17 protein-coding genes are annotated in these 20,609 nt (G+C 62.1%); 5 read left to right on the forward strand and 12 right to left on the reverse strand.

Features of this window, described 5'->3' with window-relative positions:
- Positions 1-126 precede the first annotated feature (126 nt).
- The 6 genes from BN1134_RS16905 to BN1134_RS16930 form a co-directional block, all read right to left on the reverse strand.
- Positions 127-1,227, reverse strand: a complete 1,101-nt coding sequence (locus BN1134_RS16905) for a dihydrolipoamide acetyltransferase family protein (RefSeq protein WP_042048642.1) — start codon at positions 1,225-1,227, stop codon at positions 127-129.
- The gene (locus tag BN1134_RS16910; RefSeq protein WP_042048643.1) at positions 1,224-2,207 is read right to left on the reverse strand and encodes an alpha-ketoacid dehydrogenase subunit beta; all 984 of its coding nucleotides are present in this window, start codon (positions 2,205-2,207) and stop codon (positions 1,224-1,226) included. The genes BN1134_RS16905 and BN1134_RS16910 overlap by 4 nt, the downstream gene beginning before the upstream one ends.
- Positions 2,200-3,288, reverse strand: a complete 1,089-nt coding sequence (gene pdhA / locus BN1134_RS16915) for a pyruvate dehydrogenase (acetyl-transferring) E1 component subunit alpha (RefSeq protein WP_042048645.1) — start codon at positions 3,286-3,288, stop codon at positions 2,200-2,202. Before pdhA ends, BN1134_RS16910 begins: the two co-directional genes overlap by 8 nt.
- 402 nt (positions 3,289-3,690) lie before the next feature.
- A complete protein-coding gene (locus tag BN1134_RS16920) occupies positions 3,691-4,332 on the reverse strand; it encodes a DedA family protein (protein ID WP_042048646.1) in 642 nt (213 codons plus the stop codon).
- A 201-nt stretch (positions 4,333-4,533) separates the two neighbouring features.
- The gene (locus BN1134_RS16925; RefSeq protein ID WP_042048647.1) at positions 4,534-5,190 is read right to left on the reverse strand and encodes a DedA family protein; all 657 of its coding nucleotides are present in this window, start codon (positions 5,188-5,190) and stop codon (positions 4,534-4,536) included.
- 74 nt (positions 5,191-5,264) lie between these two features.
- Entirely contained in the window at positions 5,265-6,368 is a 1,104-nt protein-coding gene (locus BN1134_RS16930; RefSeq protein WP_198133206.1) for a S41 family peptidase, read from the reverse strand.
- Positions 6,369-6,595: 227 nt separating this feature from the next.
- On the opposite strand from BN1134_RS16930, the gene BN1134_RS16935 reads away from it, so the two are divergent.
- Entirely contained in the window at positions 6,596-7,069 is a 474-nt protein-coding gene (locus tag BN1134_RS16935; RefSeq protein ID WP_052449525.1) for a YbaY family lipoprotein, read from the forward strand.
- A 63-nt stretch (positions 7,070-7,132) separates the two neighbouring features.
- On the opposite strand, the gene BN1134_RS16940 is transcribed toward BN1134_RS16935, so the two are convergent.
- Positions 7,133-7,591, reverse strand: a complete 459-nt coding sequence (locus BN1134_RS16940; protein WP_042048649.1) for an SRPBCC family protein — start codon at positions 7,589-7,591, stop codon at positions 7,133-7,135.
- 119 nt (positions 7,592-7,710) lie between these two features.
- On the opposite strand from BN1134_RS16940, the gene BN1134_RS16945 reads away from it, so the two are divergent.
- Complete coding sequence (locus tag BN1134_RS16945; protein ID WP_042048650.1) at positions 7,711-8,736, forward strand: sterol desaturase family protein; 1,026 nt, start codon at positions 7,711-7,713, stop codon at positions 8,734-8,736.
- Between the two features lie 44 nt (positions 8,737-8,780).
- Here BN1134_RS16945 and BN1134_RS16950 read toward each other — a convergent pair whose 3' ends face one another.
- Both BN1134_RS16950 and BN1134_RS16955 read right to left on the reverse strand, forming a co-directional pair.
- The gene (locus tag BN1134_RS16950) at positions 8,781-10,754 is read right to left on the reverse strand and encodes a methyl-accepting chemotaxis protein (protein ID WP_042048652.1); all 1,974 of its coding nucleotides are present in this window, start codon (positions 10,752-10,754) and stop codon (positions 8,781-8,783) included.
- 214 nt (positions 10,755-10,968) lie between these two features.
- On the reverse strand, positions 10,969-11,475 hold the full coding sequence (locus BN1134_RS16955; RefSeq protein WP_052449526.1) for a hypothetical protein: 507 nt from the start codon (positions 11,473-11,475) through the stop codon (positions 10,969-10,971).
- Positions 11,476-11,877: 402 nt separating this feature from the next.
- Between BN1134_RS16955 and BN1134_RS16960 the strand changes: the two genes are divergently transcribed.
- Both BN1134_RS16960 and BN1134_RS16965 read left to right on the forward strand, forming a co-directional pair.
- The gene (locus BN1134_RS16960; protein WP_042048653.1) at positions 11,878-12,510 is read left to right on the forward strand and encodes a topoisomerase DNA-binding C4 zinc finger domain-containing protein; all 633 of its coding nucleotides are present in this window, start codon (positions 11,878-11,880) and stop codon (positions 12,508-12,510) included.
- Between the two features lie 25 nt (positions 12,511-12,535).
- Positions 12,536-13,315, forward strand: a complete 780-nt coding sequence (locus tag BN1134_RS16965) for a nuclease-related domain-containing protein (protein WP_042048654.1) — start codon at positions 12,536-12,538, stop codon at positions 13,313-13,315.
- Here BN1134_RS16965 and BN1134_RS16970 read toward each other — a convergent pair.
- A complete protein-coding gene (locus BN1134_RS16970) occupies positions 13,312-14,862 on the reverse strand; it encodes a sensor domain-containing diguanylate cyclase (RefSeq protein WP_232300672.1) in 1,551 nt (516 codons plus the stop codon). The genes BN1134_RS16965 and BN1134_RS16970 overlap by 4 nt on opposite strands.
- A gap of 168 nt (positions 14,863-15,030) precedes the next feature.
- Between BN1134_RS16970 and BN1134_RS16975 the strand changes: the two genes are divergently transcribed.
- Positions 15,031-16,047 (forward strand): DUF1176 domain-containing protein, encoded by a 1,017-nt coding sequence (locus tag BN1134_RS16975; protein WP_042048656.1) that lies wholly within the window; start codon positions 15,031-15,033, stop codon positions 16,045-16,047.
- 40 nt (positions 16,048-16,087) lie between these two features.
- Here BN1134_RS16975 and BN1134_RS16980 read toward each other — a convergent pair whose 3' ends face one another.
- Together BN1134_RS16980 and carB are read right to left on the reverse strand one after the other, a co-directional pair.
- The gene (locus BN1134_RS16980) at positions 16,088-17,242 is read right to left on the reverse strand and encodes a DUF1615 domain-containing protein (protein ID WP_042048657.1); all 1,155 of its coding nucleotides are present in this window, start codon (positions 17,240-17,242) and stop codon (positions 16,088-16,090) included.
- A gap of 123 nt (positions 17,243-17,365) precedes the next feature.
- A complete protein-coding gene (carB, locus tag BN1134_RS16985; RefSeq protein ID WP_042048658.1) occupies positions 17,366-20,590 on the reverse strand; it encodes a carbamoyl-phosphate synthase large subunit in 3,225 nt (1,074 codons plus the stop codon).
- Positions 20,591-20,609 lie beyond the last annotated feature (19 nt).

Below are 20,609 nucleotides of genomic sequence, written 5' to 3' on the forward strand. Positions count from 1 at the left end.
ACAGGATAAAGATGCAGAACATCATACTCATTGACATAAATGACGCCTTTTTCAAGCTCGGTTGATTATACGTGGACTTACCTGATAAGCAAACGAATTCTGCCCTGTATTAACGCGCAACAGCATTTATTTTTCAGGCGCCTCCAGCGCATCGACCAGCAAACGCAGAAAACGCGCCGCCTCACCCCCGGTACAGGCCCGGTGATCGAAGGTGACCGAAAGCGGCAGGGCCCGCACCGGACGGGCTTCCCCATGAACAAACACCACCTTCTCAAACAGCTTGCCGGCGCCGACAATCGTCACCTGGGGCGGCGAAACGACCGGGCTGGCGTAGCGACCGGCAATGGCACCGAAATTGGTGAGGGTGATGGTCGCCCCTTGCAACATCTCGCGCGGTACGGCGCGAGCCTTCACATCCGCAATCATGCGATCGAGGCCGGCGCGCAGATCGGACGCCGTCCGCTGCGCCACATTTTCCATCACGGGCACGTAGAGCCCGTGCTTGGAATCAACGGCGATAGCCACATTCACCTCGTCAAACAGACGGCGGGTCAAGGTGTCACCATCAAACCATGCATTCATCGACGGCTCGCCACGGCAGGCCACACCGATAGCCTGGATCAGGCGCACCGTCACATCCTCGTCAGCACGCCAGGCTCGCAAGTCCACCTCGTCGGTGATACTGACCGGCACCACGCTCTGGTGCGACAAGGTCATCGCCTTGGCCATGGCGCGGCGAGCCCCCTTGAGAACCTCGTTGTGACTCTCCCCCTGAGCCTCGAACGCCTGCTGCACGTCCATCTCGCTCACCAATCCCCCGGCGCCACTCCCCTTGAGCCCATTGATGTCGACCCCGAGTTGTAACGCCAGGCGGCGCACGGCTGGCATCGCCTGGGTGAGTCCAGAGCCTGCTGCGACGGCGCCAACCACAAAGTGATCCTCGAACACCTGGCTGCTACCGAGCACCTTGCCAACCACTGTGCCGTCATCCTCGCCCCCTTCAAACTCCACCAGAGGGGCACCGATGTGCAGAATATCCCCTTCGGCAGCACAGAGGCGGGCGATCACCCCTGCCACCGGTGAGGGAACATCCACCAATGCCTTGGCCGTTTCGACCGAGAGCAACACCTGATCCACCTCGACCCGCTCTCCGGCCTTCACCTTCCATTCGACGATCTCGGCCTCGGCCAGCCCTTCACCCAGATCCGGTAACTTGAAAAATTTCATCTCCAGCTCTCCATCAAGGTGCACGCGGCATCGACGATCTCTTGCTCATCGATGAGGTAATAGGCTTCGTTGCGATAATAAGGAACAGCCACATCGACTCCAGTCAGGCGACGCGGCGGCGCCTTGAGGGCGGTGGCCGCCCCCTCGCACACCCGAGCGACAATTTCAGCCCCCACACCGAAGCTGCCACACGCTTCGTGTACCACCAGCAAGCGCCCCGTCTTACATACCGAGGCGAGGATGGTGGCCATGTCGAGCGGCTTGATGGTCGCCAGATCGATCACCTCACACTGAATGTCCTGATCCGCCAGCACCTCGGCGGCGCGCAGGATCTCCTGCAGGCAGGCCCCCCACCCCACCACTGTGATGTCCCGGCCGGGGCGCAAGGTATAGCAGACATCGAGCGGCAGACCGACGCCGTCATCGTCGAGCCGGGACTTGAGCGAACGATAGATGCGATCGGGCTCGAAAAAGAGCACAGGATCCGGGCAGCGGATGGCCGAGAGCAGCAACCCATAGGCCCGCCTTGGGCTCGATGGGATCACCACCCTTAGCCCCGGTATGTGAGCAAACAGAGCCTCGACACTCTCGCTGTGATGCTCCGGCGAGTGAATGCCGGCCCCGTAGGGGGAGCGGTAGACCAGCGGGCAACTGAGCCGCCCCCGGGTGCGATTGCGCATACGCGCCGCCTGGCAGACGATCTGCTCCATCCCCGGAAAGATGAAACCCTGAAACTGAAATTCGGCCACCGGTTTCAACCCCTGAGTGGCCATGCCGACCGCAACGCCGGCGATCAACCCCTCGGCCAGTGGCGTATCGATCACCCGCTTAAAGCCAAACCGGTCGCGAAGGCCGACCGTGGCACGAAACACACCGCCGTTCACCCCCACATCTTCACCGAGCACCACCACGTCCGGGTCATGCGCCATCTCATAGTGCAGGGCCATGTTGATGGCCTCGAGCAGGCTCACCTCACTCATGATCTGCCTCCCGGCGCATCGCCTTGGCAATGATGCGCTCACGCTGGGGCCGCAGATCGGCCGGCAGCTCGGCATAGTGATAGTCGATCATGGCCTCGGGAGGCTGGGCCTGCTGCGCTTCGTAGCGAGCCACCGCCTGCTCGACCTCGGCACTGGCTTCGGCCAGCAGGGCCTGCTCGGCGGCGTCGTCCCACCACATCTGATCAACCATGAACTGGCGCAGTCGTTTGACCGGCTCCTTGCGCCAAGCCGCCTCCACCTCAGCCACCTCCCGGTAACGGGTGGCATCATCGGCAGTGGTATGATCCCCGAGCCGATAACTCACCGCCTCGATCAGAGTCGGCCCCTTACCACGGCGGGCCCGCTCCAGCGCATGCCTGACCGCGTCATAGACGGCCAATACATCGTTGCCATCCACCAGCAAGCTACGCACACCGGCTCCTATCCCTTTATGGGCCAGGGTGGGCGCCGAAGATTGCAGCGTGCGCGGCACCGAGATGGCCCATTGATTGTTGTTCACCACTATCACCATGGGCAGGTGCCACACCCCGGCGCAGTTGAGCCCCTCGAGAAAATCCCCCTTGGAAGTGCCGCCATCACCGATTGAAACCACCGCCACCCGCGGCTGATGGCGCAGCTTGAAGGCTGCGGCAATGCCGCAGGCGTGGGTGATCTGAGTCGCGATGGGCACGCAGATGGGCAGATCCTCTGAGCGGGAGCCATCGCGCTTGGTAAAGTCACTCCCCCGCTCGTCGCCCCCCCAATACTGCAAGTTCTTCTCCATGGGCACTCCGCGCACATACAGGGTGGGCATATCGCGGTAGTAAGGGACATAGACATCCTCCTCCCCCATGGCGAGACCGACACCGATGCCGACCGCCTCCGCCCCCAGGTGAGAGGGAAAGGTGCCCAGCTTGCCGGTGCGCTGCAGGGCGATCGCCTTCTTGTCATAGCTACGCACCACCACCATGTTGCGGTAGAAAGTGCGTGCCAACGCCTTGTCCAGCCAGGTGGGCAGGTCTGCCACCGGGCGCCCCTCCTCATCGAGGTAACGCAGGAGAGGGATCTCGACATGGGTCATAACTGGCTCCTTGCCGGTTGAACGTCACCGCCGTTGATGACCTTCTGAATGTAAAATCATTGTTAACGAACTTGCAAAAAGATTCAGCCAGGTAAGACCAGTAGAAACTTCTTTAAAATGACAAATTCAATGAATTTTTGGCGATGGGGGTTTGTCGGCACCGTGAATGGTGCAACTTACTGGGGAATTTTTCAGCGTGCTCTCGACGCGGTCACGCAGCCTTACCGCGACAGGTGCGCTTGCAGTGATAAGGCCATTCAAGGGGGTTAGGCCATGCGCCGGCCAGCCACAAAACCGCTGCTGGCCTGTTCAGCACACAGCGATCGCGACGCGGGTTGAGACAGGGGCTGTTGACCGGGCTTTGGAGCGCCGCTCACCGAAGGGGCGGCGCCCACTCCGGAGTCAGGCGTTACGATGGCGGTAGAGGCGCACCAGAATGGCGATAATGGCGATGGCAAACAGGGTCATTGAGCAGACCAGCAGCCCCTTGGTGAAGAGTTGCTGATGCTCGGCAAAGAAGGGGAGCGCCATCACGGTATGGCCACACAGGGCAAGCAACAGGGTCCAGAGGAAGGCGCTGGCAAAGCTCGATATCATGACGCCAGTGAGCCGCAGACGAGAGATCCCCATCAGCATCGGGGTCAATACCCGCACAAAGGGGATAAAGCGTGACGAAAACATGGCTAGGAAGCCATAGCGGTTAAGCAGGCGTGACGCCCTGGGCAGGCTGCCTTCCGGGATGGTTCGCTCGATGAAGGTCATGAAGGGGGTACCGTGCAGCGCATGGCCCTGCCAGTAAGCGATAAGGCTGCCAAGGCCCGCCGCAATCGGCATATAGACGAGCGCCACCTCAGGGCCAAATACCCCGAGACCCGCCAGGCCACCGGCCAACAGCACCAGGCTATCCCCCGGTAGCGGCAAAAAAACAAAACTCGACTCTAGAAACAGGATCACCATCAGACAGGCGATCAGCGGCCCCATGGCCTGCATGTGGGCCAGATGTTGGTAGTCTTGGTGCCAGATGGCCACCAGCATGTCGTGCATACGGCTGTCACGCTCCTCGGCGTCATCGGCGATCTCCTGTCGCCAGCCCGGCCCCCCTGGCCGGCATACTCTCACTCTGCCGTGGCTCGCGTTGAGCCCGGACGAAGAGGGCGCAACGGCCACTCCTCTCTATATCAGGGGTAAAAGCGTACCCCTCTCAACGCCGCAAGGCCAGCCCTATCTCGCCTGTCGCCACCACCTTCACTCATCACACACGGATCGCCGACGGTGTCGATAGAGACGCGCGCCGATGGCAAACACCGCCAGCACGAACAACAGCAGGGAGGTGAGCAGCAGCCCCTTAGCCAGCAGATGCTGATAGGTCGCGAGCCACGGCACCTGCATCATCCCCTTGCTCACCATGCTGAGCGCGAAGGTCCAGAGAAAGGCGCTGGCAAAGCCCGCCACCACGACGCGCAGCAGATGCAGGCGGGAGATCCCCATCAACATGGGAGTAAGCACTCGCACGAAGGGGACGAAGCGCGACGAAAACATGGCGAGAAAACCGTGGCGCGCCAGCAGGTTGCCAGCCCTGGCCAGCTGCCCCTCGGGGAGCAGTTTCTCGATGTGATGCATGAAGCGGGTCTCCGCCAGCGCCCTCCCCTGCCAGTAGGCCACCAGAGAGCCCAACCCCGCCGCCAACGGCAGGTAAAGCAGCGTCACCTCGGGCCCGAGCACCCCCAGTCCGACCAGGCCACCGGCCAATAGCACCAGACTGTCGCCAGGCAGCGGCAGAAACACGAAGCTCGATTCCAGAAACAGGATCACCACCAGACAGGCGACCAGCAGTCCGATGGCGCCCGTTTGGCTCAGCAAGGCGTAATCCTGTTGCCAGATGGCGAGCAGCATCTCTTGCATAGGGATCTCCAAGGGCGACAAATAGTGAGGCCGGTTTATAGCCGCCGCGCCATGAACATCGCCTTAATGGGCACTCACTGCGACCAGCTGCGCCACTCGCCATTTTCCAGCCATAGCTGCACTTGCACTGTCTCGGCACGGCGGCTGGCCGGCTCGGGCAGCAGGACATCAGGCTGCACCCCGACCCCATCGAGCGCCATGTCTGGCGAGCGGGTAGTGCGGGCGCTGGCATAGAACAGTTGCAGACGAGTGGAAGGCAGGGGGTGGGCCAGCAGCTCCCCATAGTCGATGGCGCCATAGCTGGGCCGGCCCACCAGCTTGATCCCCATCCCTTGGCGCACGGTTAGCAGGAACTGTTCACAGGCGCTGGCACAGCCTGCATCCATCAACACCGCCACCTGCTTCGGCCGGTTCGGTTGCAATGGCATGGCCCGCTCACTGAAAGGGCCCATCCCCCCCAGCGGCAACCATAGGCGATCTGCCTTGCCAAGACGGCGCAACAGGTGCTGGGCAGCCTTATCACAAGGCGCATCCGCCATCTGCTGATGACAGATCCGCGCCCAAGCCGCGACGTTGGCACGGGTGACCAGGAAAGCCCCCGGATAGTCGATGCGGGCCGTCGGCAACAACCAGCCCAGCAGGGGTTGGTAGATCTGGGGCAGCCCGCCCCCGTTACCACGCACATCGATGATCCAGTTGGGCGTCTCGGCCAGCTGGGAAAAATGGGCATCGAGCAGGTTGGCCAGCGCATCGGCCTGCGCCGGCGCGAAGTTGGGCAGGGTGAGCAGCAAGGTGCGATCCGAGAGCATCTCCAGCGTCGGGGCCGCAGGCGTCGCCTGCTCACCTGGCTCCATCTGGACAGGTAGCACCGCCAGATGACCCGGTCGCCAGTGATGCAGATAGCCGTTGAGCAGGCGCACGCATTGCGCCTCATTGTCGACGGTCGCCACCTTCTGCCTCGCCTCATCCAGCGCCTGCGCCAGGCGTGCCTCCCCTTGCTGCCGCTCGGCCCAGCGACCGCCGGCATCATTTTGAGAGAGAAAGTCGGGAAGCACCGCCAGATCACGGCGGCATGCTTCCTGCCAGGAGAGAGACTGCGCCACGCCAAGGCTACTCCAGCCGAGCAGGATCACCCCCAAAAGCCGCAGCGCAAGCATGACGCCAAATGATGTTCGCATGACATTCCCCTTGCGAAAGTTCCGAATACATATCAAGACCATACCGCTCAGCGAAAGAAAACTCCAACCATGCGGCCACTCTGTTCCGAGGCGGTTCAGCGGATGGGGCGTGGCGACAGGAGTCGACCCAGAGCACCTCGTTTTGGGGCGTGCTGAACCCGTTTCGCTATCGCGATAGCGGCGAAGATGCTATACCTGCGCCGTTTGTATCCAGTTAGGAGATCACCATGCGTCCTCTGTTCCCCCTTGCTCTGCTCGGCTCGGCCCTGCTGCTGTCCGCTTGCAATGACGCCAAGGCACCGGCCCCCGCTCCCACCGACGAGCCCGCCAAGAGCGAAGCCAGCCAGCAACACGCCAGCATCAGTGGCACCGCCCTTTATCGCGCGCGCATGGCACTGCCACCAGGAGCCCGTCTCGAGATCACCCTGGAAGATGTCTCGCTGGCCGATGCGCCGGCCCGGGTGCTCGGCCGCACCACGCTCGATGAGCTGGCTGCCCCGCCGTTTGCCTTCACCCTCGACTATGACCCGAGCAAGGTCGATCAGAGCCACCGCTACAGCGTCCGCGCCACTATCCGGGTGGGTGATGAGCTGCTCTTTACCACCGACACCTTCACTCCGGCCCTGACTCAGGGTGGTGGCGACCAGGTTGAACTGCATCTGGTGCCGGTGGCCAAGGCCCCAGAGCCCACGGCCCAGTAAGCAGCAGAGTGAATAAAAAACAACGCCGGCCCAGTGCCGGCTTTGTTCTTGCTGTCATCAGGCTCAGGCCTCGCGGCTCACCAGCGCCTCCAACTGATCGGTGCAGATGTCCCAGCCAGGATGAAACCCCATCGCCTCATGCTCTCGCATGTCAGCGGCGCTCCAGTGATGCGCCTGCGCCAGGTAGTGGGTGCCGCTAGGACAAGGCGTAAAGGTCACTACCAGCGTCATGAAGGGGCGCGGCGAGGGCTCCCAGGCCCGCAGGTAGGCATCTGTCATCACCAGGCGCCGGCCCGGAACCACCTCGAGATAGACCCCATGACATAGGCTCTCCTCACCATTTGGCCCCCCCATCACCACCAAGCTCGCTCCACCCGGACGCACATCAAGCTCGGCACTGATCACACGCCAAGGGGCTGGGGCAAACCAGCGCTGTAGCCATGCAGGCTCACTCCATGCCCGATAGAGCGCCTCAGGCGGCGCCGCCATCACTCGCTCCACCGCCAGGATCCAGTGGCTCATGGTGTCTCCTCCTCAGACCAAAAGTGACAAGGCGAGTAGGAGTATAGGCAGGTCACCGGCTAGAGTTGCGAGCGACTATCATTTACAATCCGCGCACCCTCCGGCACTGAGATGCAACCATGGAGTTGTTCGCCGCCCTCCCCGACCTAGTTACCCGCCTGCTGCTGGCTCCGCTCTGGCATCAGTTCTCTGGCCTGTTCGATCTCAATGGCCGCCTCGGCATCGGCTTTCTCGCGATCTCGGGCATGGTGGCCTATTGCCTCTATTGCAGGCAGCGCCGGCGCGGTTTCAGCCACGGTTTCGGTACTTTCCTCGGCGGTCGAGCCGTGTGGCTGCACCGCTCGGCACGGGTGGATTATCAGTACTATTTCATACGCGCCCTGCTGCATGTTGCCTTCATCACCCCCATGTTGGCGCTGCTCGACCCCCTGCGACTGGAGCCGAGCAATGTGCAGCACTTGCTGGAGCGCATCTGGGGAGAGCGCCCACAGCTGGGAAAAAATGCGGGAGTGATGGCGCTCTACGGGCTCGGGGTATTTCTGATCAGCGATGTGGCTCACTACTGGCTGCACCGGGCCTTTCACAGCCGCTGGCTCTGGGAGTTCCACAAGGTGCACCACAGCGCCACCGTCATGGTGCCAGCGACGGCCAGCCGCATTCATGTGGTTGAAAAACTGTGCGAGCAACTGGTCAAGGGAACCCTGCTCGCCCTCTACAGTGGCGCGTTTTACTGGCTCTGCGGTGGCACCGTCAGCCCTTATACCCTGTTTGGGGTCGGCTATCTGGTATTGCTCTTCAACTCTCTCGCCGCCAACCTGCGCCACAGTCATGTCTGGCTCTCGTTTGGGCCGCGCATCGAACACATCATCAACAGCCCTGCCCAGCACCAGATCCATCACAGCCGGGATCCGAAGCACTTCAACCATAACTTCGGCACCAATCTGTCAGTGTGGGACTGGTGGTTCGGCACCCTCTACGTCACCACCCCCGAACCGGAGCCGCTGGAGTTTGGCGTCGGGCCTCGCGACAACGAGCGCTACATGCAGCTGCACAACCTGGTACTGCGCCCCTTCTGGGTCACCCTGTGCAAACTTGGGCGCCCGCTCACCCGTCGTCGCCCCCTGCTCGGCAGTATGCAAAAATGAGTGCGGCCCCTTTACGGGGCCGCTTTCCATCAACCGGATTCACCTCAGTGGGGCCGCTCCTGCTCACGCAGACGGAAACAGGCGACACGGCGGGCCAGCTCACGGGCCAGCGCATCGAGCTCGGTGCTGCTCTGCTGCAAGGTTTCGGAGTGCTGGCGGTGGGATTCATACACCTCGCGGATGGTGAGCACGTTGTTCTGAATGTCGTCGGTGACATAGCGCTGCTCCTCGGTGGCGGTGGCCACCTGGGCCGTCATGTCACTGACCCGTCGCACCTCGCTGACAATCACCGAGATCTCATCCCCCGCCCGTTTGGCCTCGACCACGCTGATCTCCGCCTGCTGGCTGCCCGAGTGCATGGCATTCACCGCCTGATCGGCCCCGTCACGCAGCCGGGCCAACATCTGCTCGATATCATCGGCCGCCTGCTGGGTTCGGGCCGCCAGGGCGCGCACCTCTTCGGCCACCACCGCAAACCCCCGTCCCGACTCGCCGGCGCGGGCCGCCTCAATGGCCGCATTGAGCGCCAGCAGATTGGTGCGATCGGAGATCTGTTTGATGAGCCCGAGCGCTTCGGCAACGGCGCCGGTCTCCTGATGCAAGCTGTCGATAAGCAGGCGGGTGTCGGCCAGGCTGCTGGCCACCTTCTGGATCGCCGTGATGATCTGATCCACTTCCCTGTCCCCTTGTTTGGCCCGGCCGATGGCCTGCTGGGTCACTTGAGAGGTCTCGGTGGCATTGCGGGCAATCTCACTCACCGTTGAGGCCATCTCGGTCGCGGCCGTGGCCACCAGATCCACCTGACCAAACCCCTTCACCACCCCGGCATTGACCTCGGCAATGACCTGCGCCGACTCGGCCGCACTGCGGGTCAGCACGTCGCAGGAGCGGCGCACCTCACCCAACAGCCCCTCGAGATGATCCAAAAAGCGGTTCAGATCCCGGGCCAGCGCCCCCAGCTCGTCATGAGAGTGCCAGTCCACCCGCACCGTCAGATCGTTGTCCTGCACCAGCCGAGAGAAGGTGCGATGCAGCGCCACAAACCCCCGGTGCAGATCGCGCACCACCCGCCAGCACACCAGACCGGTGATCAGCACGCACAAGGCAACCAGCACAGAGGCCCAGTTAAACTGACGCAGTGCCACCTCGTGGCGCTCCTGCACGCGAGAGCGCAGCGCCTCAAACAACTGCACCTCGGTCTGGCGCAGCAGCTCAATCTTGGCGCTGCTGGCCGCAAACCACCGCTCGGGATCCACCCCAAAGCGCCCTTCGGCGGCCTGGTTGAGCGCCAACTGCTCCAGCGCGCTCACCTTCTCCACCACGCTCCCTTGCAGGCGCTGCTCAAGCAGGGTGCGCTGCTCCGCACTCGCCATGGCATTGAAGCGTTCCAGGTAGGTCTGCTGCGCCGATAGCAGGGCAATAAACTGCTGCAACAACTTGGGGGTAAAACTGTCACGGGCAAACACGGTACTCAAGATTGCCCGCTCCAGCCCGGCGCGCTCCTTACTTTGCAAAAATGCGCCGTAGGCCGACGTCTGCATGGCCACACTCGCATCACGGCTGTGCAGACCAATCTCATCGACCAGCGCCAGCAGCCGTTCCACCAAGCGGCTGTAAAAGCCCACCTGATCGGCGACCGGGACGGCCAGCTTATCCACCTGACGGCGCATCTGCGCCAGCCCCTCCAACTGGCGGATCACCTCACTGAGCTCCCCTGTCAGCGGCAATGCCTGCAAGGTTGCAACCTGCCCATCCACCAACTTACGCTGCGCGGGCAATGCGGTCGCAAATTTCTTGCCCTGCGAGCCGATGTAACCGGCCGACATGCCGCGCTCTTTTTGCAGCTCATGCGCCAACGCGGCCGCCACCTGCACCTGTTCCAACTGCGTCAATGCCAGCCCCATCTCACGACTGCCGACATAGTGCTCGTAGACATAGCGCCCCGAGAAGAACAGCAGCGCCAGCAGCGGCAGACAGACTATCAGCACCATCTTGCCCGCCAATCCCAGCTTCTTCATCCTTGATCTCCCTGTTCTGGATGCTTGGCACCTGCCACCGCATGGATATCCTTGCCATGCCCGGCAGAGTGATCAGGTAACACCACGACAGGCTGTCACCGATAAAGGTCTCAATATAACCTCATGAACCATAGCAAAGCACGCCTCATCTGAGACGCATTGAGGCGATCAATACGAAAAAGCCAGCCCGAAGGCTGGCATGGAAGAGACGGACTCAAGCGCTGGTGTTGACGAAATAACCCGGTTCGCTGCGGCCATTTTCCATCTTGCCCGAGAAGGCGCTGAGAAATTGTTGCAAAGTGACGCCACTCTCGCTGGCTCCCAGGCTATCGAGCAGGGAGGAGAACTGCCCCTGCAACTCGTCGGTGCTGCTACTGCTGCTCTCGCTGCTGCCGGTGAGTTGACCGAGCAGGCTCTGCAAATCCCGCTGCATCGGACTCTCCTGCGCCGCGCTCTCCTGCCCTTGAGCCGCCCCCTGCTGATGCAAGGTCTCCATCAGGGTCTGCATGAAGGCGGTCAAGGAGTCAGACTGCTCTTCGGTCAGATGGCTGGTATCAATGCCGGCATCCGACAGGGCCGACATTACGTCCTCCTGCATCTTGCTGTCGCCACCGGGCGGGGGTGGGGGCGGCGTCTGCTGATTCTGGGTCTGGCTCACATTGGTTTGCCAGAGCTGGGCCAGGGAGCCGGAGCTCCCTGCCGAGGTAATGCTGCTTGTCATCATGATCTCCTGAACGTCATGGACGCTGGGTCTGCCAGCGGCCACCTCTGTGGGCGGCTCGCTAAAAAGGCAAGGGCTCTGCCAGCCAACACAATCTTTACACTCGGCTTTTCACTCCGGACAAGCGCATTCTTACCGAATGTTCCTCTTCATTGCGCCAAATACCAGCATCTCTGACTAACGCGTTACCACGACCCACTAAACCGGCGGCAATTCCTTGCCAGCGGCAATGCCGCCAACCCCTCATCACGGGCCAACCGCTTGATCCCGCGCACACTTTTTCATCGTTGAGCGATTTAACATCTCCAAATGGCCCTGTATAAAAAGAGAACGCCCTCACCTACTGTTACAGCCATGGAGACTAGGGGCACCGAAACGGAAGAGACCGAAAAGGAAATCACGATGGCCAAGTTCCTCAATACCAGTGCAACCAATTACTTTCTTGAAGAACTGATCAAGGATGCCAAGGAGCGACTGATCCTGATCAGTCCCTTCCTCAAGCTCAATGACAGGATCAAGGAGTTGCTGACCGACAAGAATCGCCTCAAGATCGATGTGCGGATCGTGTATGGCAAAAGTGAGCTTCAGCCGGAAGAGATCAGCTGGCTCAAGGAACTCACCTATATCCGCACCAGCTTCTGCAAGAACCTCCATGCCAAGTGTTACCTCAATGAAGAGATGTGCATCATCACCAGCCTGAACCTCTACGAGTTCAGTCAGGTGAATAACAACGAGATGGGGGTATTGATTCAACGTTCAGAAGACAACGACCTGTACCGCGATGCCTACGAAGAAGCCCAGCGAATAATCCGGGTTAGCGAGGAGGTACGCATCACGTTGGAGCGTGTCGCAAGCGACAGTAACGAACATGACTTAGCGACCACACATACAGGCCCTGCACCGACCTGCCCCAAATGTGGTACCCCTATGGTATTGCGCATCAGCACGCGGGGGGACACCAAGGGCAATCGCTTCTGGGGGTGCCCAAGCTATCCCAAGTGCCGCAGCATCATCCCCATAGAGGCACATTCCTGACTAAGGTCTGTAAAGGCGAAGCGACATGGATATCACTGCGGTTATATACCCGATGCTGGCTCAGCTTTGGTTTCTACTTCCACTGCTGCTGATGATCACGATGATCAAAACGCCTTGGTTCAAGGGGATGATCGGAGAGTGGTTTATCAATCTCAGCATCCGCCTTTTCCTCGATAAGCGGGGATATCACCTGCTCAAGAACGTTACCCTGCCCATCACACAGGGGACGACCCAGATCGATCATGTGATCATCTCCCGCTTCGGAATATTCGTAATAGAGACCAAAAACATGAATGGGTGGATCTTCGGCAATCCTGCCCATAAGAGCTGGACCCAGCAGATCTATCGCCGCAAGCACCACTTTCAAAACCCCTTGCACCAGAATCATCTACACATGATGGCGCTCAGATCCCTGCTGGGGTTGACGGATCATCAGCTCCATTCGGTGATCTACTTCATCGGCAACTGCACCTTCAAAACCCCCATGCCCGATAACGTGATGCAAAGTGGGCTTATCCGCTGGATCCGGGCCAAGCAAACCGTGCTGCTTGAGGAGCAGGCGGTGAACGATATCCTCGCCACGCTAGAGAAGTGCCGGTTGTCCCCGACCAGAGCAACCCACAGGGCCCATGTGGCCGCACTCAAGGCGCGCCATAGCTTGCCCGTCGAGGCCAGTGCAGCCTGTCCTCGCTGCGGCCGTCCCATGGTGCTACGTACAGCACACCGAGGCGCCGGGCAAGGCGCGCAGTTCTGGGGATGCAGTGGCTACCCGCTCTGCCGCCACACCCGCTCACTCAAGCACTAGCCCGCGGGCTCCTCATCGAGCTCGGTGCGATTACGGCCAGCGGCCTTGGCGCGGTAAAGGGCGCGATCGGCCCGCTTGATGGCGTGGGCGGCATGATAGGAGCGCTCAGGGCTCCACTCCGACACGCCAATCGACAGCGTGACCGCGCCCACCGGCGCCATCGGGGCCGCCGCCACCAGCTGGCGCAACCGTTCGGCAATCTCACTGGCGCTCGCCTTCGAGGTATGGGGCAGGAAAATGAGAAACTCCTCCCCCCCACTGCGGCAAAACTCATCATCCTTGCGAGAGTTCTGCTGCATCAGTCCGGCCAGGGCCACCAGCACCTGATCCCCCACATCATGGCCATGGGTGTCATTGATGCGCTTGAAGTGATCCACATCAAGCGCCAGTACCGAGAAGGGGATCTGCTGCTCCTCATAACAGTGCAGCAGCATCTGGATCCCGCGTTTGTTGAGCAAACCGGTGAGCGGATCGCTGCGGGTTTCTGCATGCAGTTCATCGAAGCGGGTGTTGATGTGACCGATGCTGTGCAAGATGGCTTGCTTGAGTTGGGCGGCCTCGTAATACCAGGCGCGAACCCTGGCGATGCGAAGCTGCGCATCACGGTTGCTCATGCTGGCGGTGTTGCGGGCCAGTTGCCACAGTGGGCGGGCAATGAACAACGAGGCGAGCCAGACCCCAACTATGATCAGCAGGTTCACCGGTATGCTGGCCAGCAGTATGTCTTTCATCTGCTGGTTCAGGTTGGTCAGCGTCGCCTCAAGCGGTCGCTGCACCACTATCCCCCAGCGGCTCCCCTCCACGGCGGCATACCCCGTCAGCATCTCGATGCCGCTGGAGTTAACCAGCGCAGCGGCGCCGCTTTTCCCGCGCACCACCGCCTCCACCGCCGGGTTCCCCTCGACCAGCCGGCCGATCCGGTCGCGGTTATGGTGGTAGATCACCGTCTTGCTGCGATCGACCACATAGATATAGGTGCCGTCGGTGTAGTAGTGGCGGGCCAGCAGCTCCGACAGGATGTTATTCGACTCCAGATAGATGTTGCCTGCGATGAAGCCGAGATAGTCACGCGTTGGTGAAAAGATGGGATAGGTGACACTGACGATGTAGCGTCCGGAGGTAGAGACAAACGGATCGGTGATCATAGGCTCGCGGGACGCCAGGATCTGCTGGGCCCCCGCTGATGTGGCCCGCATGCCGACCCGGCGCGCCTTATCGGGGTAGAGAGCCTGCACCACAGCGTCTCGACTCACGACGGCAACCGTATTGAACATAGGGGTCTGGCGATACAACCGCTCCACCTCGCGGGTCGCCAGCGCCGGATGGTGCCCCTCATGCCCCAGCAAGTCGGCGCTGAAGGCCAGTTGCCGCTGCGCCGTATCGAGCATGAGCCCGACCGTCTCGGCCAACTTGGCGGCGTAGGCACGATTGGACTCCTGCGTACTGGCGATAAGCAGCTCCCGCTGCACCCGATAGGTGGCGTAAAAACTGTTACCGAGCACGGCCAGCAAGGTAAACACGGTCAACGCCAGTGTCAGGTGGCTCAAATGCAATCTGAAAATACGCGGCAATGTCATGCTTGACCCTTGTTCACCCTGCATGATGCCATGATACTGCAAGAGTTCCCCTGCCCGTCACTCCTCCAACGAGCGACCCGGCGCAGCGGGAGACGATACGCTCGCATCCGGCCCCCTTTCCCACTCGATGGATCGAACATGTTATCACCCCTACTCCTCTTGGCAGCGCCATGGCTGCTCGCCATCCCCCTCGCCCATGGCTCGCCTGCCGGCATCTCGTTTCAGTACAAGGATTGGGAGCTGGCCTGCGATAACACCCTCACCTGCCGCGCCGCCGGTTACAGCGGCGAACAGGGCGGGCTCTCGGTGCTGCTGACCCGCCCCGGCGGGCCGCAGGGGGCGCCGAGCGTAGAGATGGTGATCGCTGACTACGATGAGCAGACCCCGGCCACACCACGCGGCAGCAAGATAACCCTGCACATCAACGGACAGGCCCGTGGCACAGTGCAGGAACGCACCCCGTTCAGCCCACCTCAGACCGAGGCCCTGCTGCGCGCCATCAAGGGGAAGGGCAAGGTGACGTTCCAATGGCAGGGACACGAGGTGGCACTCTCAGGGGCCGGCGCCTACGCCGTCCTGCTCAAGATGGATGAGTTCCAAGGGCGTCTTGGCACCGTGACAGCGTTGACCCAAGTCGGAGATCAGCCCGCCTCCCGCGTGCCACCAGCCCAAGCGGCGCCGCTCATTCGTGCAGCTCCCGTGCCTTCGGGCCCACTGCGGCCACTGAGCCGCGCCGAGGCCGGCGCCATGGCCGCATGGCTGGCCACGCAGGCTCAGGAGGCGCTCTGTGACAGGAGTGAGGATGAGCCCTCCGGCACCCTCTATCGCCTCAGCCCTGAACGGGTGCTGGCCGAGTTGCCCTGCTGGCGAGGGGCCTACAACGCGAGCAGCGCCTATATCGTGCTCGGCCATGATCTGGCGCTCAATCGTGCCCGCCTCGTCACCACCGAGGCCAACCACTATGAGCAGGGGCAGATCTCTTCTGCCATGAAGGGGCGCGGTCTGGGGGATTGTTGGGTTTCCGCCCTCTGGATCTGGAACGGCCACGCCTTCATCCAGGCCGAGGAGAGCAGCAGCGGCAGCTGCCGGCTGATCACCCCGGGCGGCCCATGGCACCTGCCAACCCTGACCAGCCGGGTGGTCAAGGCGCCATAACAGCAGGGCGGCCACCTGGCCGCCCTGCTCTGCTTGCTCGTTAGCGAATACTCGCCATCTGCCGCACGCAGCGCTGCTCGCGCTCATCCACCCGCTTGGCGAACCAGGCGGTGGTGAGGTTACGGGTGATCTTGGGGCTCTTTAGCTCAATACCGGGCAGGATGGCCCTCGGCAGGCGCTGACCCGCCTGTTGATCGGCAAGGGTGAAGACCCGGTGATAGAGGGCGCTGTGGGCAAAGTCGCGGCTGTCTCCCAGCTTCAGGCTCTGATGGATCGCCTGCTTGCTCATCTTGAGCCGGTCGGCCAGGGTATGGACCGCCAACTCGGTCTGACCGGGGTTATCCGAGTCGTAGCGGATGAGATCCCCATCCAGCGCCAACCTCTTGCCACTCAGGCGGCTCACGGCGGCCTGGAAAGCGGCGTTGCGGCTGGCATACCAGCCGGCGTTAAAATCGGCGAAGCGATAGAGGGTGTCGGGATAGTCGGCCTCGTAACCGAAGATGTGCCGGGTGCCAAACCAGACCCCGCCGCGACGGGTGAACACCTCGTGACGAATGGACTCCTTGATCGGATAGGGGTAGCCACGGGCATTGGCCTCGGCAAACGCCACGCTCACCTGCATCGGCCCCCCGGTGCGCACCGGGTTCATGTTGCCAAAGAGCCGCTTGCCCATCGGCACCTCGCCGATCATGTCCTCGAAGATCTCGCTCATCTCCCGCTCGGTGCGCAGCCGGTCGATGCGCTCGGCATAGCTCTTGCCGGTCGGAGACTTGATGGAGAGCGCCGTGCGCACCATGAACTCGGGGATCAGCAGCTTATCGGCGCGGGCGTTGATCTCCTTCCAGGCGATCTTGCCCAAATTGGGCACCACAGGATCGGCCTGGTAGGTCGCCTCCTGCTCGGCCACCGCCAGCACAGAGCAGACATTGTGATCGTTCACCGTCAGCCCCTGGCTGGTGAGCGATGTCACCACGTCGTTGGCCCAGCCCGGTTTGTCGGCCACCCCGCGCGGCAAGAAACGAACGATGCGACTTTTCATATCGGCCGGCGGGTGCGCTTTGAGGGCCTTAGGCACCGATTTGGTCGCCGTGGCGGAGGAGGCCCCCGCCTGGCTGACCGGGGCAGGTTCACTGGCACAGCCGGCCAGCAGCAAGGAGAGAAACAGAAACGGCGCAAGAAGCGGCAAGCGGGTCATCACACATCCGGGCAGGGGCAAGACAAACGAGGCGCCATTGTAGTGGATGGACGCCCCCCAGCGCACGTCCAGAAAAAAACACCCCGCCAGTGGGCGGGGTGTCGGTTTCAAGTGGCGTTTGCCTTAGCGGTTTTTCACCTTGTCGTGCAGCTCCTGCACCGAGGCAACGCTCGCGGTGGCATCCACCGTGATGGCCATGCAGGCCGCGAAGGCGGCGTTGAGCGTGGTGGTGTAGGCCACCTTGTGCTGCAAGGCGCCGCGGCGCAGCTGCTTGGAGTCCTCGATGGCCTGACGGCCCTCGGCGGTGTTGACGATGTAGGTGTACTCGCCGTTCTTGATGCGATCGAGAATGTGCGGGCGCCCTTCGTGCACCTTGTTGACCAGACGCGGGTTGATGCTCGCCTCCCCTAAGGTCACGGCGGTGCCGTGGGTGGCGTCGAGCTCGTAACCGAGCTCTTGCAGCTTGGCGGCGAGGTTGACCACCCGCTCCTTGTCGCTGTGGCGCACCGAGAGCAGAGCGCGCCCTTCACGCGGCACCTGGTGACCGGCGCCGAGCACCGCCTTGGCATAGGCCTCAGCGAAGGTGGCCCCCACCCCCATCACCTCACCGGTACTGCGCATTTCAGGGCCCAGCAGCGGGTCGACACCCGGGAACTTGGCAAACGGCAGCACCACCTCTTTGACCGAGTAGTAGGGCGGGATCACCTCTTGGGTGAAGCCCTGCTCCTTCAGGCTCTGACCGGCCATGACGCGGGCGGCGATCTTGGCCAGCGGTACCCCGGTCGCCTTGGAGACGAACGGCACGGTACGGGCGGCACGCGGGTTCACCTCAATGAGGTAGACCACGCCGTCTTTCACCGCGAACTGCACGTTCATCAGGCCGACCACGCCGAGCTCCAGCGCCAGTTTACGCACCTGCTCGCGCATCTCGTTCTGGATGGACTTGGAGAGGGTATAGGGCGGCAGGGAGCAGGCAGAGTCACCGGAATGGATACCGGCCTGCTCGATGTGCTCCATGATGCCGCCAATGACCACGGTCTCGCCGTCGCAGATGGCATCCACGTCCACCTCGATGGCGTCGTCGAGGAAGCGATCCAGCAGTACCGGCGACTCGTTGGAGACACTCACCGCCTCGGCGAAGTAGCGGCGCAGGTCCTGCTCGTCATAGACGATCTCCATGGCGCGGCCACCCAGCACGTAGGAGGGGCGCACCACCAGCGGGTAGGTGATGCGCTCGGCCAGCAGTACCGCCTGCTCGAGCGCAGTGACGGTGCCGTTTTCCGGCTGCTTGAGGCCGAGGCGCTCCACCGCAGACTGGAAGCGTTCGCGGTCTTCGGCGCGGTCGATGGCGTCGGGGCTGGTGCCGATCACCGGCACACCGTTGGCTTCCAGGTCGCGGGCCAGTTTCAGCGGGGTCTGGCCGCCGTACTGGACGATGACGCCCTTGGGCTGCTCGACGCGCACGATCTCCAGCACATCTTCCAGGGTCACCGGCTCGAAGTAGAGGCGATCCGAGGTGTCGTAGTCGGTGGAGACGGTCTCCGGGTTGCAGTTGACCATGATGGTCTCGTAGCCGTCTTCACGCAGGGCCAGCGCCGCGTGCACGCAGCAGTAGTCGAACTCGATGCCCTGGCCGATACGGTTCGGGCCGCCGCCGATGACCATGATCTTGTCACGAGTGCTCGGGGCCGCTTCGCACTCCTCGTCATAGCTCGAGTACATGTAGGCGGTGTTGGTGGCGAACTCGGCGGCGCAAGTATCGACCCGCTTGTAGACCGGGAAGATTTCGTAGCGAGCGCGCAGCTTGCGCACTTCGGCCTCAGCCACGCCGAGGATCTTGGCCAGACGCGCATCGGCAAACCCCTTGCGCTTCAAGGCGCGCAGGAAGTCGGCATCCAGACCCGCCATGCCGCGCTCCTTGACGGTCTCCTCGAGTTTGACCAGCTCTTCAATCTGTACCAGGAACCAGGGGTCAATCTTGGTCAGCTTGAAGATGCCGTCCATGGAGAGACCGGCACGGAACGCATCGGCGATGTAGAAGATACGGTCGCAACCGGCATCTTGCAGCTCGTAGCGGATGCGGGTCAGGGAGTCCGGGGCGTTGAGATCGACCATGGGGTCGAAGCCGGTCTTACCGGTCTCGAGGCCGCGCAGCGCCTTGTGCAGGGACTCCTGGAAGTTGCGGCCAATCGCCATCACCTCGCCCACCGACTTCATCTGGGTGGTCAGGCGGTCGTTGGCACCGGCGAACTTTTCGAAGTTAAAGCGCGGCACCTTGGTGACCACGTAGTCAATCGCCGGCTCGAACGAGGCCGGGGTCTTGCCACCTGTGATGTCGTTCATCAGCTCGTCGAGGGTGTAGCCGATGGCCAGCTTGGCGGCAACCTTGGCGATGGGGAAGCCGGTGGCCTTGGAGGCCAGCGCCGAGGAGCGCGACACCCGCGGGTTCATCTCGATGATGACCATGCGGCCGTCTTTGGGGTTGATACCGAACTGAACGTTGGAGCCGCCGGTCTCGACGCCGATCTCGCGCAATACCGCCATGGAGGCGTTGCGCATGATCTGGTACTCCTTGTCGGTCAGGGTCTGAGCCGGGGCGACCGTGATGGAGTCACCGGTGTGAATGCCCATGGGGTCAAAGTTCTCGATGGCGCAGACGATGATGCAGTTGTCGTTGCGATCGCGCACCACCTCCATCTCGTATTCTTTCCAGCCGATCAGCGACTCATCGATGAGCAGCTCCTTGGTCGGAGAGAGATCCAGACCGCGCTCGCAGATCTCGACGAACTCTTCGGTGTTGTAAGCAATGCCACCGCCGGAGCCGCCCATAGTGAAGGAGGGGCGGATGATGCAGGGGAAGCCCACTTCGGACTGCACCTTCCACGCCTCTTCCATGTTGTGGGCGATGCCGGCGCGCGGGCACTCCAGGCCAATGCTCTTCATGGCGATGTCGAAGCGGTGACGGTCTTCGGCCTTGTCGATGGCATCGGCAGTGGCGCCGATCATCTCGACACCGAACTCCTTGAGCACCCCATGGCGCTCCAGATCCAGGGCGCAGTTGAGCGCGGTCTGGCCACCCATGGTGGGCAGCACTGCATCCGGACGCTCTTTTTTGATGATCTCGCGCACCACTTCCCAGGTGATGGGCTCGATATAGGTGGCGTCGGCCATCTCCGGGTCGGTCATGATGGTGGCCGGGTTGGAGTTGACCAGGATGACGCGGTACCCCTCCTCGCGCAGAGCCTTACAGGCCTGGGCGCCGGAGTAGTCAAATTCGCAGGCTTGGCCGATGACGATGGGGCCGGCGCCGAGGATCAGGATGCTCTGAAGGTCATTACGTTTTGGCATGGAACTCTTTCCTCTTTCC

It is taken from the genome of Aeromonas simiae (assembly GCF_000820125.1).
Classification (GTDB): domain Bacteria; phylum Pseudomonadota; class Gammaproteobacteria; order Enterobacterales; family Aeromonadaceae; genus Aeromonas; species Aeromonas simiae.

Bases quoted from the DNA above. Each gene is read 5' to 3' on its own strand.
- BN1134_RS16905 (WP_042048642.1), bottom strand. From the start codon at position 1,227: ATGAAATTTTTCAAGTTACCGGATCTGGGTGAAGGGCTGGCCGAGGCC.
- BN1134_RS16910 (WP_042048643.1), bottom strand. From the start codon at position 2,207: ATGAGTGAGGTGAGCCTGCTCGAGGCCATCAACATGGCCCTGCACTAT.
- pdhA (WP_042048645.1), bottom strand. From the start codon at position 3,288: ATGACCCATGTCGAGATCCCTCTCCTGCGTTACCTCGATGAGGAGGGG.
- BN1134_RS16920 (WP_042048646.1), bottom strand. From the start codon at position 4,332: ATGCACGACATGCTGGTGGCCATCTGGCACCAAGACTACCAACATCTG.
- BN1134_RS16925 (WP_042048647.1), bottom strand. From the start codon at position 5,190: ATGCAAGAGATGCTGCTCGCCATCTGGCAACAGGATTACGCCTTGCTG.
- BN1134_RS16930 (WP_198133206.1), bottom strand. From the start codon at position 6,368: ATGCGAACATCATTTGGCGTCATGCTTGCGCTGCGGCTTTTGGGGGTG.
- BN1134_RS16935 (WP_052449525.1), top strand. From the start codon at position 6,596: ATGCGTCCTCTGTTCCCCCTTGCTCTGCTCGGCTCGGCCCTGCTGCTG.
- BN1134_RS16940 (WP_042048649.1), bottom strand. From the start codon at position 7,591: ATGAGCCACTGGATCCTGGCGGTGGAGCGAGTGATGGCGGCGCCGCCT.
- BN1134_RS16945 (WP_042048650.1), top strand. From the start codon at position 7,711: ATGGAGTTGTTCGCCGCCCTCCCCGACCTAGTTACCCGCCTGCTGCTG.
- BN1134_RS16950 (WP_042048652.1), bottom strand. From the start codon at position 10,754: ATGAAGAAGCTGGGATTGGCGGGCAAGATGGTGCTGATAGTCTGTCTG.
- BN1134_RS16955 (WP_052449526.1), bottom strand. From the start codon at position 11,475: ATGACAAGCAGCATTACCTCGGCAGGGAGCTCCGGCTCCCTGGCCCAG.
- BN1134_RS16960 (WP_042048653.1), top strand. From the start codon at position 11,878: ATGGCCAAGTTCCTCAATACCAGTGCAACCAATTACTTTCTTGAAGAA.
- BN1134_RS16965 (WP_042048654.1), top strand. From the start codon at position 12,536: ATGGATATCACTGCGGTTATATACCCGATGCTGGCTCAGCTTTGGTTT.
- BN1134_RS16975 (WP_042048656.1), top strand. From the start codon at position 15,031: ATGTTATCACCCCTACTCCTCTTGGCAGCGCCATGGCTGCTCGCCATC.
- BN1134_RS16980 (WP_042048657.1), bottom strand. From the start codon at position 17,242: ATGACCCGCTTGCCGCTTCTTGCGCCGTTTCTGTTTCTCTCCTTGCTG.
- carB (WP_042048658.1), bottom strand. From the start codon at position 20,590: ATGCCAAAACGTAATGACCTTCAGAGCATCCTGATCCTCGGCGCCGGC.